At 58.9% G+C, this 940-nt stretch carries 1 protein-coding gene; it reads left to right on the top strand.

What is annotated here, in order from left to right; translation table 11 throughout:
• Nucleotides 1-851: 851 nt before the first annotated feature.
• On the top strand, nucleotides 852-940 hold an 89-nt coding region (locus ACW7GZ_RS14890; RefSeq protein WP_457005116.1), incomplete at its 3' end, for a transposase.

The following is a 940-nucleotide window of genomic DNA, read 5'->3' as shown; positions in this document are numbered from 1 at the left end:
CGGCTCCACTCGACGCTGGGCTACGTCAGCCCGGAGCAGTTCGAGCGGGCCCACGCTGCTTAGACGGGTGTCCGAGAAACGGGGGCAAGATCAAGATACTCAAGATTGCCTTGGCTAAACGGGGCGAGGACGGCGGCAGCGTGTTGGCTCATGCAGCGAACGATCGGATGAAATATTGGGAAGTCGCAGCTCGGGCGGCCCGCGGTCTCCGGCAGCCATGACACATTGACGGGATTCCACGCTTCCGCGACAGGAGCAGTGCGCACCTTAGACAGCGCCGCGCCATCAACGTCCGAGTCTCGACCGACCCAGCGGTAGCAATCTGCTTTTGGAACCGCCATGAACATTGCTGTGCCGCCTAACACCTAAGTTAAGCCGAGACGCGTAGTGGAGCGAAGCACATGGCAAGCTACATCTGCCATGTGCTTTGCGTAACGAAGCGGCTTCGGCTTGAACGCATTGTTAGGCCTCATCCGCGGCCCTATGGTAAAGGACCGCCCCAGATTCCGGCGCAACCAGCAGCTCGACTTGGTCTGTGACGAAGAAGTCCGTCGAATGCTGGCAATCGGGAGCCGGAGAGATGTTGGTAGTGATGTGATCGTGGTCAGTCCCCATGTCGCGTCCCCAGGCAACGTTATGGATGGTAATTACCTTTCCATCTCGCAGCGTCGCTTCAGTTGGAACGCCGTTGCGCGCTTGAAGTAACTCGGAGAGGTGATCTGCGACTTCGTGTGTCATGAGGCCTAACGCCTGAATTAAGCCGACCCGCGAAGCGGGTTCGGCTTGAATGGACCGGCCAACCTTTTGTAGACACCCGCAGGCCATAATTCAGGGCAACAGCAGGGGTGTTTATGAGCAGCAAGCAGTACACGGATGAGTTCCGGGCAGAGGCGGTGAAGCAGGTTTTGGAGCGCGGCTTCACGGTGGTGGATGTGGCCGC

The organism is Luteimonas sp. A537 (assembly GCF_054052065.1).
This window is presented reverse-complemented; position numbering and strand designations above follow the sequence as displayed.